The 9,352-nt window shown below is 67.6% G+C and carries 8 protein-coding genes and 2 tRNA genes; 4 read left to right on the top strand and 6 right to left on the bottom strand.

Features of this window, described 5'->3' with window-relative positions; genetic code table 11:
- Positions 1 to 176 precede the first annotated feature (176 nt).
- Both NMN56_RS41170 and NMN56_RS41165 read left to right on the top strand, forming a co-directional pair.
- The gene (locus NMN56_RS41170; protein ID WP_274043973.1) at positions 177 to 1,160 is read left to right on the top strand and encodes a hypothetical protein; all 984 of its coding nucleotides are present in this window, start codon (positions 177 to 179) and stop codon (positions 1,158 to 1,160) included.
- 16 nt (positions 1,161 to 1,176) lie between these two features.
- Positions 1,177 to 2,001, top strand: coding sequence for a hypothetical protein (locus NMN56_RS41165; RefSeq protein WP_274043972.1), 825 nt, complete (start codon positions 1,177 to 1,179; stop codon positions 1,999 to 2,001).
- Between the two features lie 125 nt (positions 2,002 to 2,126).
- Here the strand turns inward: NMN56_RS41165 and clpX are convergent, their stop codons facing one another.
- The 5 genes from clpX to NMN56_RS41140 all read right to left on the bottom strand — a co-directional run bounded on the left by clpX (position 2,127) and on the right by NMN56_RS41140 (position 6,785).
- Positions 2,127 to 3,413, bottom strand: a complete 1,287-nt coding sequence (gene clpX, locus NMN56_RS41160; RefSeq protein ID WP_274043971.1) for an ATP-dependent Clp protease ATP-binding subunit ClpX — start codon at positions 3,411 to 3,413, stop codon at positions 2,127 to 2,129.
- A gap of 184 nt (positions 3,414 to 3,597) precedes the next feature.
- Positions 3,598 to 4,257, bottom strand: a complete 660-nt coding sequence (locus NMN56_RS41155) for an ATP-dependent Clp protease proteolytic subunit (protein WP_274043970.1) — start codon at positions 4,255 to 4,257, stop codon at positions 3,598 to 3,600.
- Between the two features lie 68 nt (positions 4,258 to 4,325).
- A complete protein-coding gene (locus NMN56_RS41150) occupies positions 4,326 to 4,931 on the bottom strand; it encodes an ATP-dependent Clp protease proteolytic subunit (protein WP_274044002.1) in 606 nt (201 codons plus the stop codon).
- 222 nt (positions 4,932 to 5,153) lie between these two features.
- On the bottom strand, positions 5,154 to 6,575 hold the full coding sequence (gene tig, locus NMN56_RS41145) for a trigger factor (protein ID WP_274043969.1): 1,422 nt from the start codon (positions 6,573 to 6,575) through the stop codon (positions 5,154 to 5,156).
- Positions 6,576 to 6,708: 133 nt separating this feature from the next.
- Positions 6,709 to 6,785 (bottom strand) — tRNA-Pro (locus NMN56_RS41140).
- Between the two features lie 79 nt (positions 6,786 to 6,864).
- Here NMN56_RS41140 and NMN56_RS41135 point away from each other — a divergent pair.
- Positions 6,865 to 6,935: transfer RNA gene (locus tag NMN56_RS41135), tRNA-Gly, on the top strand.
- A gap of 226 nt (positions 6,936 to 7,161) precedes the next feature.
- On the opposite strand, the gene NMN56_RS41130 is transcribed toward NMN56_RS41135, so the two are convergent.
- Entirely contained in the window at positions 7,162 to 7,356 is a 195-nt protein-coding gene (locus NMN56_RS41130) for a hypothetical protein (RefSeq protein ID WP_274043968.1), read from the bottom strand.
- Positions 7,357 to 7,926: 570 nt separating this feature from the next.
- Here NMN56_RS41130 and NMN56_RS41125 point away from each other — a divergent pair.
- Positions 7,927 to 9,231: an acyltransferase family protein gene (locus NMN56_RS41125; protein ID WP_274043967.1), complete on the top strand. Its 1,305-nt coding sequence runs from the start codon at positions 7,927 to 7,929 to the stop codon at positions 9,229 to 9,231.
- The last annotated feature ends 121 nt before the right edge of the window (positions 9,232 to 9,352 follow it).

Below are 9,352 nucleotides of genomic sequence, written 5' to 3'. Positions count from 1 at the left end.
GGCCCCCGCCTCCATGTGAGCGCACTTCCCGGGCGTATCCGGACAACAGCCCCCGGAAAGTTCACGATCCCGTACCCGCGAGACTGCGATTCGGCGGCTGGTGCGGCGAGTGCGACTCTCATCCGACAGGATGTGCGGGCGCGTTCAAACAGATGTTAACGAGGGGAAGCGCCACCATGAGTCAGAACCAGCCCGGACCGTACGACCAGCAGGGACCGTACGGACAGCAGCCGCAGCAGCCGGGGCAGCCCGGCCCCTACGGTGGCGCACCGGGGCAGCCGCAGCAGCAGCCGGGCTACGGCTACCCGCAGCAGGGCCAGCCCGGCCAGCCCGACCCGTACGGGCAGCAGCAGCCTTATGGCCAGCCTCAGCAGCCCGGCCAGCCCTACGGCCAGCAGCAGCCCGGTCAGCCCCAACAGCCCGGTCAGCCCGATCCCTATGGTCAGCAGCAGCCCTACGGCCAGCCCCAGCAGCCCGGCCAGCCCTACGGCCAGCAGCAGCCTTACGGCCAGCAGCAGCAGCCGGGCATGCCGATGCCCCCGCAGGGCGGCGGCGGCAAGGGCAAGACGATCGGCCTCGTGGTGGGCGCCCTGGTCGTCGTCGGCGCCATCATCGGTGGCCTCTTCTTCTTCGGTGTCATAGGTGAGTCCAAGAAGAAGCTGACGGCCCCTGAAACGGTCGCGGGCGGCTACAAGTTGGAGAAGGGCAAGGCCAAGGAGGAGAAGGGCTCGGGCAAGGGCTTCTCCGACGGCATGGGCTCGAAGAAGGAGCAGGTGCCCGGCTTCGAGCAGGACGGCAGCGTCCAGGCCCCGTACGTGTCCGGCGGCAAGAAGCTCAGCCTCACCGGCGGCTACGGCACCCTGGACGACCCCGACAAGGGCGTCGACTGGCTGCTCGGCAAGGTGGAGAAGCAGCTCACTCCCCTGGGCGGCAAGGCCCAGGGCGAGCCCAAGGAGTTCACGCCCGACGGCTTCGACGGCGATGTCCTCAAGTGCCAGACCTACAAGATCGGTCCGGCCTCGCAGTCCATCTGCATCTGGGGCGACTCCAGCACCATCGCCCTCGTCATGCAGCAGGACACGAGCGGCGGCGGCGGCTCGGCGGAAGACACCGCCGACCTCGCGGGCAAGCTGTACGAGGCCGCGGTGACCGACGCGTGAGGTACGGGCGGCGGCCATGAGCCGGTTACCTTCCGGGCCTGACGGGGCCGATGGGCACGACCAGCAGCCTGACGGCTCCGGGGACGATCCTTTCCGACCGCCCCCGGAGTCCCCGGGCCCGCACGGACCCCCAAGCAGGCCGGATTCCACGGGCCGACCGGGCCCGGACGGCACCTGGCCGCCGCCTCCCCCGCCACGGCGCAGGCTCGGTGCGGGCGCCGTCACGGCGATCGTGCTCGGCGGGTTACTCGTGCTGGCGCTCCTGGTGTTCGGCATCGGCATGGTCGTGGCGGACGTGGGCGCGGACGACGACGGCCCGCAGGGCACCATGAAGCTCACAACCCCGGCCACGCTGGACAGCGGGCGCTACCACCGCCTCCCGCCGGACGGCGAGCAGAAGCGCGACGAGAAGGCGATCCAGAAGTCGCTGCCCACCGAGGGCCGGGCCAGAATCGCCACGTACTCCACCGACAAGTCCGGCCATCCACTGGCGGACACCCTGATCCTCTCGGGTGCGTTCGGCGACCTCGACGTTCCCTCCTCCACCCTGCGCGTGGACATGCTCGACGGTGTGCGGGAGGGCGGTCACAGCCAACTCGTCGGCAAGCGCCGCGTCTTCCGGCCGCAGGGTGCCGAAGGACCGGAGATCACCTGCCAGTTGGAGCGGATGGAGGAGAGCGGCGAGTCCCTGTACTCCCCGGCGTGTGCCTGGGCTGACACGTCGACGACCGCCCTTGTCATGGAACTGAGCGAGAGATATTCCTCGGCGTCCAAGGTGGACCTCAAGGCGTTCGCCGCCATCACGGCCCGGATCAAGGACGAGGCGACAGAGCCCAAGTAGCCGCTCCCGGCGCCCCGCACGCGCGGGGCCGCCCATGAGCGCGAAGGAGCCCGGCGACCCCACTCGGGGTTGCCGGGCTCCTTCGCGCGAGGTGTTCTGAGCGATGCCTGAGCGCTCAGACGCGCTCAGGCGCTCTTCTCGTGCCGCTGCTGGTCCCCGTTGCCGCGGGCGCGGGGCACCAGGGTCGGGTTCACGTTGGAGTGCACGACCTCCTCGGTGATCACGACGCGCTCGACGTCCTTGCGGGACGGCACCTCGTACATCACCGACTGGAGGACCTCCTCCATGATGGCGCGCAGCCCGCGTGCGCCGGTGCCGCGCAGGATGGCCTGGTCGGCGATGGCTTCGAGCGCGGGGCGGTCGAAGTCCAGCTCGACACCGTCGAGTTCGAACAGCCGCTGGTACTGCTTGACGAGCGCGTTCCTGGGCTCCATCAGGATCTGCAGGAGCGCCTCGCGGTCGAGGTTGTGCACCGAGGTGATCACGGGAAGGCGGCCGATGAACTCGGGGATCATCCCGAACTTCACCAGGTCCTCCGGCATGACCTCCTCGAACTGGTTGGTCGCCTCGATCTCCCGCTTGGAGCGGATGTCGGCGCCGAAGCCGATGCCCTTGGCGCCGGCGCGCGACTCGATGATCTTCTCCAGGCCGGCGAAGGCACCGCCGACGATGAAGAGCACATTCGTGGTGTCGATCTGGATGAACTCCTGGTGCGGATGCTTGCGCCCGCCCTGCGGAGGCACCGAGGCCGTGGTCCCCTCAAGGATCTTCAGCAGCGCCTGCTGCACGCCCTCGCCGGAGACATCACGGGTGATCGACGGGTTCTCGCTCTTGCGCGCGACCTTGTCGATCTCGTCGATGTAGATGATCCCGGTCTCGGCCTTCTTGACGTCGTAGTCGGCCGCCTGGATCAGCTTCAGGAGGATGTTCTCGACGTCCTCGCCGACATAACCCGCCTCGGTGAGCGCGGTCGCGTCGGCGATGGCGAAGGGCACATTCAGCATCCGGGCCAGCGTCTGCGCCAGCAGCGTCTTGCCCGAACCCGTCGGGCCGAGCAGCAGGATGTTGGACTTGGACAGCTCGATGCCGTCGTCACGCGCCTGCGGGCTGCTCTCGCCCGCCTGCACGCGCTTGTAGTGGTTGTAGACCGCGACGGAGAGCGCCTTCTTCGCGGACTCCTGGCCCACGACGTAGCCCTCCAGGAACTCGGAGATCTCGCGCGGCTTGGGCAACTCGTCCCACCGCACCTCGGAGGACTCCGCGAGTTCCTCTTCGATGATCTCGTTGCAGAGATCGATGCACTCGTCGCAGATGTACACACCTGGTCCCGCGATGAGCTTCTTCACCTGCTTCTGGCTCTTGCCGCAGAACGAGCACTTGAGCAGATCGCCGCCATCACCGATGCGTGCCACGAGGAGCTTCCCCTTCGCCTGGGATCCGTCGGGTGTGTACGGACCGAGGTACGTGCTCTCCGACGGTACCTTGCCGGGCCGCCGGAATGGGCCCCCCTTGGAACGACCGGTACGACCGACCGAAGCTCTCGGCACGGGCAGGCCGGTCGCTCCAAGGGATTGCGGGACGTGTGCAGGACTTCCGTCAGACTCCGACCGAGGACTTACGGGTCGAGACGATCTGGTCGATCAGTCCGTACTCCAGCGACTCCTCAGCCGTGAGGATCTTGTCGCGCTCGATGTCCGTCGAGATGCTCTCACGGTCCTTGGTCGAGTGCTTGGCCAGCATGTCCTCCAGCTGGTCCCGCATGCGCTGGATCTCGTTGGCCGCGATCTCCAGGTCGGAGACCTGACCGCGCCCCGTCTCGCTGTAGGGCTGGTGGATCAGGATACGGGCGTTGGGCAGCGCCATCCGCTTGCCGGGGGTGCCGGCGGCGAGCAGCACGGCAGCGGCGGAGGCCGCCTGGCCCATGCAGACCGTCTGGATGTCGGGCTTCACGAACTGCATCGTGTCGTAGATCGCGGTCAGCGCCGTGAAGGAGCCGCCCGGGGAGTTGATGTAGATCGAGATGTCACGGTCAGGGTCCATCGACTCCAGGCACAGGAGCTGCGCCATGACGTCGTTGGCCGACGCGTCGTCGATCTGCACGCCGAGGAAGATGACGCGCTCCTCGAAGAGCTTGGCGTACGGGTCGTACTCGCGCACACCCTGCGAGGTGCGCTCGACGAAGCGCGGGATGACATAGCGGGACTCGGGCGCGACACCGGTGAACTCTGCCATCGGGCCCGTGTGGGGTGTGGTCATCGGAAAGTTCTCCTGGGGATGAGCTGGCTGCGATAGGGGCGTGGGCCGTGCGGCAGTTCGGTGGCTGCTCACGCGCCCGTGCCGCCACCGCCGGGAAGCTGCGCCGCGCTGCCGTAGACCTCGTCGATCAGGCCGTAGTCCCGCGCCTCCTCGGCGCTGAACCAGCGGTCGCGGTCGGCGTCACGGGTCCACTGCTCGACGGTCTGGCCGCTGTGCGCGGCCGACAGCTCGGCCATCTTCTTCTTGGTGCGCAGCAGCTGCTCGGCGTGGATCTTGATGTCGGTCGCCGAACCCGCCAGGCCGGCCGAGGGCTGGTGGATCAGGATGTCGGCGTTGGGCAGCGCGAACCGCTTGCCCGGGGTACCCGCCGTCAGCAGGAACTGCCCCATCGAGGCGGCCAGTCCCATCGCGATGGTGACCACGTCGTTCTTGATGTACTGCATGGTGTCGTAGATCGCCATGCCCGCCTGGATCGAACCGCCCGGGCTGTTGATGTACAGGAAGATGTCCTTGTCCGGGTCAGCGGCAAGGAGCAGCAGCTGCGCGGTGATCTTGTTGGCGATCTCGTCGTCCACCGGCTGGCCGAGGAAGATGATCCGCTCGTTGAGCAGCCGGTTGTAGACCTGGTCGCCGAGGCCACCACCGAAGTTGGGCTCAGCGGCGGCGGAAGGCATCGGAAGCGTCACGTGTCCACCTGCTCGTATCCGGACGGCCGCGCGAAGCTGGCCGTCACTGGGGTCTTCGTCTACTGGGGACCCTAACGCGCCGGTCCTCGGCCGCCATCCCGGTCAGAGCGCATTTCGCTGTGAGCGCATGCCCTGTCGAAGCGGGCGAGGGGCCGCGGGCGCGAACGCGCCTGCGGCCCCTCGGGACGGCGTACGGGACCGGGCGGTCCCTCAGCCCTCGGACTTCTCCGAGGACTCGTTCTTCGCGTCGGTGCCGGTGGTGCCGGCCGCCGCCTCGGTCGCCTCTTCGACGGCCTCGGTGGCTTCCTCCGCCTCGTCCTCTTCGTCGCTCATGTCGAGGACCTCACCGTTGGTGTCCTTGACGGTGACGGCCTCGACGACCGTCGCCAGCGCCTTGCCGCGGGCGACCTCGCCCACGAGCATCGGCACCTGGCCCTCCTGCATGACGGTCTGCGCGAACTGGTCGGGTGCCATGCCGGAGGACTGCGCACGGCGGATGAGGTGCTCGGTCAGCTCTTCCTGGCTGACGTTGAGCTTCTCCGTGCTGACCAGCTCGTCCAGGACGAACTGGGTCCTGATGCCCTTCTCGGCCTGCTCCTTCAGCTCGGCCTCGAAGTCCTCCTCGGACTTGTCCTGCATCTTCAGGTACGAGCCGAGGTCCAGGCCGAGCTGACCGAGCTGGTGGTTGACCAGGTTGTGCTTGCGGGTCTCGACCTCGTCCTGGAGGAGCTTCTCGGGGACCGGGACCTCGGTGACCTCCAGGAGGGCGTCGAGCACCTTCTCCTGGGCCTGGGTGGCCTGGTCGTACTTCTTCTGCTCCGCGAGGCGCTTGCGGCTGTCCTCGCGCATCTCCTCAAGGGTGTCGAACTCGCTGGCCAGCTGGGCGAACTCGTCGTCCAGCTCGGGCAGCTCCCGCGCGGAGACGGTCTCGACGGTGACGGTGACCTCGGCCTCCTGGCCGGCGGCCGAGCCGCCCTTCAGCTCGGAGGTGAAGGTGGCGCTGCCGCCCGCCTCCAGCCCGGTGACGGCGTCGTCGATGCCGTCGAGCAGTTCGCCCGAGCCGATGGTGTAGTCGACGCCCTGGGCGACACCGTCCTCCAGGACCTCGCCGTCGACCTTGGCCTCCAGGTCGACCTTGACGACGTCGCCCTCGGCGGCGGCGCGCTCGACGACGTTGGTGGAGGCGAAGCGCTCACGGAGCTGCTCGACAGCCTGGTCCACGTCCTCTTCCGACACCTCGGTGGCGTCGACCTCGACCTCGATGCCGGAGTAGTCCGGGATCTCGATCTCGGGCCGGACGTCGACCTCGGCGGTGAAGGAGAGCAGCTCGTCGTCCTTCAGGTCGGTGATGTCGACCTCGGGCTGGCCGAGGACGTTCAGCTCGGCCTCTTCAACGGCCGACTGGTAGAACTTCGGAAGGGCGTCATTGACGGCCTCCTCCAGCACCGCACCGCGCCCGAAGCGCTGGTCGATCACTCGCGCAGGGATCTTGCCCTTGCGGAAGCCAGGCACCGTGACCTGCTGGTTGATCTTCTTGTACGCCGCGTCGAGGCTGTCCTTGAGCTCCTCGAAGGGCACCTCGACTGTGAGCCGAACCCGAGTCGGGTTCAGGGTCTCCACGGCGCTCTTCACGGTCGGTCTCCTTGGGGCTGACTTCTGGGTGATCTTGAGATGCGCCCCGTATGCGGTGTGCGTCCTGCATCCCGATCATGAGGTTTCAAGAGAATGCGGACACGGCACAGGCACGCGCGGTTCTCATAGTACGTGGTCGGGGTGGCCGGATTCGAACCGACGACCTTCCGCTCCCAAAGCGGACGCGCTACCAAGCTGCGCCACACCCCGTCGGTGCGACACGTAGAGTACATGCCGTACGATGCAGTCCGTGCCGCTTCGGGCCCCCAGGGGTCGTAGCGAGCACCTTGCGGGCGTAGCTCAATGGTAGAGCCCTGGTCTTCCAAACCAGCTACGCGGGTTCGATTCCCGTCGCCCGCTCAGCGAACGCGAAGGCCCGGCACCGAGGGTGCCGGGCCTTTCGTGTGTGCCTCGCGTACGTATGACGTGTGTGCCTCGCGTACGTATGAATCGCGCACGTATGAGGAGTGGGCGTACGGGCCGTTCGCGTACGGGCCCGGTGTCCCGCCGGTCGTTCCCGGCCCGGGGTCTCCGGAGGGTTCCGGGCCGCCGGGCCGGCTCCGGGGCCGCGCCCCCGCCGGCCGGCTCAGAAACTGATCTGGTTGATCGTGTCCGCGATCGAGTTGAGGAACCGGTTTATCGAGGGGGCCATGCCCGTCGAGGCGAGGAAGAAGCCGAAGAGGATGGCGACGAACGCGGGGCCGGCCTTGAGCGACTTCCCCCGGATCAGCACAACAAGGATGACCGCCAACAGCAGCACCGCAGACAGTGAAATGGCCACAACAGCTCACACCCTCATGGTCGGAACGCCTCACCCGGCCTGGGGGTCTGCCCGACTGCCACACCCCCGCGCCCACCCATCGTGCCACCAACTCCCGCACAGCAGGAGCCGGGTGACCGAACGTCGGGTACATCATCGCGCAAAGCTCCCGCCTGGCCAGAGGGCCCCCGTCGGCCGGGGCCCCTCTCCGGGGCCGCGCGGGGCGCCGGGCCGGGACATGCGCGGCGTATACGTCCGTAATTCGGCCAGAAATTCGGCCTGATCAATACGACCCGCCGTTGATCTGCACCAGGTGCATTAACTCCGGCACCCGGTGCCGGTCCTGAAGTGAATTCCACACGCACAACTGGTATTTGTGGCTTCGCTCACAGGAGTTCCAGAGCGCCACTAAATGGACATTCTCTTCGCGTCTCAGCCGCTCCATACGCCCGGTTTAAGTAGGACATGAGGCGCCAAATCGAACATTCCTGTCACGGACTACCGCCGCCGTTACGGAACGCCGTGAATAGTAAGCGGAGTCACGGGCAGAAGAGCTGCGACGAGAATTTACGGCCTACACGTTCAACCGCTATGGTGCGGCAGATGTTGCACGCTGGTTATGAGCGGGCGCCGCTCCCCCCCGTCCGCCAGGAGTCCCCCTCCGAGACGCCACCGGCGTCTCCGGAGCAGCCTGCGAAGGCGCAGAAGAAACCAGTAGGCAAGCAGCGGGACCCGTTCTTCGACAACGCGAAGTACCTGACGATCGTGCTCGTCGGCATCGGTCACGCCTGGGACCCGCTCCGGGACGACAGCCGCACGGCCGAGGCCCTGTACTTCGTGATGTACACGTTCCACATGCCGGCGTTCATCGTCATCTCCGGCTACCTGTCCAGGAGTTTCGAGGGCAAGGCCAAGCAGGTACAGCGTCTCCTCACGGGCGTCGTGGTGCCGTACCTGGCCATCCAGTTCGTCTACACGTTCTTCATGAGGTGGGCCAACGACGACCCGGACCGGGAGTTCCACTTCCAGGAGCCGGGCTTCGCTCTGTGGTTCCTGGTGGCCCTGTTCGTGTGGCGGCTCACGACTCCCATCTGGAAGAGCCTGCGCTGGCCGCTGCCGGTCGCGCTGGTGATCGCGGTCGCGGCGAGCGTCACCCCGAGCATCGGCGGCGACCTCAACCTCATGCGGGTCGCGCAGTTCCTCCCGTTCTTCGTGCTCGGACTCCAGCTCCAGCCCCGCCACTTCGAGCTGATCAAGCGCCGTGAGATGCGTCTGATCGCTCTGCCGGTGGTGCTGTGCGCACTGGTCTTCGCCTACTGGGCGGTGCCCAGGATGTCCAAGGCGTGGTTCCTGCACGACAAGGCCGCCGCCGACATGGGCGTGCCCTCGTGGGTCGGTGCCGTGATGTACCTGGCGATCTTCGGCTGCGGTCTGGTGATGACCGCCTGCTTCCTCGCCTGGGTGCCGCGCCGCCACCACTGGTTCACGGTGCTCGGCGCGGGGACGCTCTACGCGTACCTCCTGCACATCTTCTTCATCCAGGGCTCGCGCCAGTTCGACTGGTACGAGATGGACTGGGTCGACCACCCGCTGAGCCGGGTCGCCATCACCGGGCTCGCGGCCGTGATGATGACGGTGCTGTGCGCCCCGCTGGTGACGCGGATGTTCCGGTTCATCATCGAGCCGAAGATGGAGTGGTTCTTCCGCCGCGACGCCGCCGCGATGGCACGGGAGCGGGAGGCGCGGGGCGAGGGTGGACAGGCGTCCAGGCAACAGGCGCCCCAGCACCACGGGACCCAGCAGGCGACTCAGCAGCAGGCACCTCGGCTACAGGGACACGGCCAGCCGCAGGGGGAGAGCGCCCCGCGTAAGCCGGTCTCGCACCGCAAGAGGTAGCCGGCCGGCTCTGTCATACGGGAGCGCTTCGTACGGGAGGGCGGCGGGCGCGTGGCATGTGCCACGTACCCGCCGCCCTTCCGTACGTCCGTACGTCCGTCACTCCCCCGCGGCCCCGCTA

Origin of the sequence: Streptomyces iconiensis (assembly GCF_028657195.3) — a bacterium.
Classification (GTDB): Bacteria; Actinomycetota; Actinomycetes; order Streptomycetales; family Streptomycetaceae; genus Streptomyces; species Streptomyces iconiensis.
The sequence above is the reverse complement of the archived record's forward strand: the minus strand, read 5'-3'. Positions and strand labels throughout refer to the sequence as shown.

Coding starts and splice junctions, on each gene's coding strand:
- NMN56_RS41155 (WP_274043970.1), bottom strand. CDS start 4,257: ATGACCACACCCCACACGGGCCCGATGGCAGAGTTCACCGGTGTCGCG.
- NMN56_RS41125 (WP_274043967.1), top strand. CDS start 7,927: ATGGTGCGGCAGATGTTGCACGCTGGTTATGAGCGGGCGCCGCTCCCC.
- NMN56_RS41170 (WP_274043973.1), top strand. CDS start 177: ATGAGTCAGAACCAGCCCGGACCGTACGACCAGCAGGGACCGTACGGA.
- NMN56_RS41150 (WP_274044002.1), bottom strand. CDS start 4,931: ATGCCTTCCGCCGCCGCTGAGCCCAACTTCGGTGGTGGCCTCGGCGAC.
- NMN56_RS41165 (WP_274043972.1), top strand. CDS start 1,177: ATGAGCCGGTTACCTTCCGGGCCTGACGGGGCCGATGGGCACGACCAG.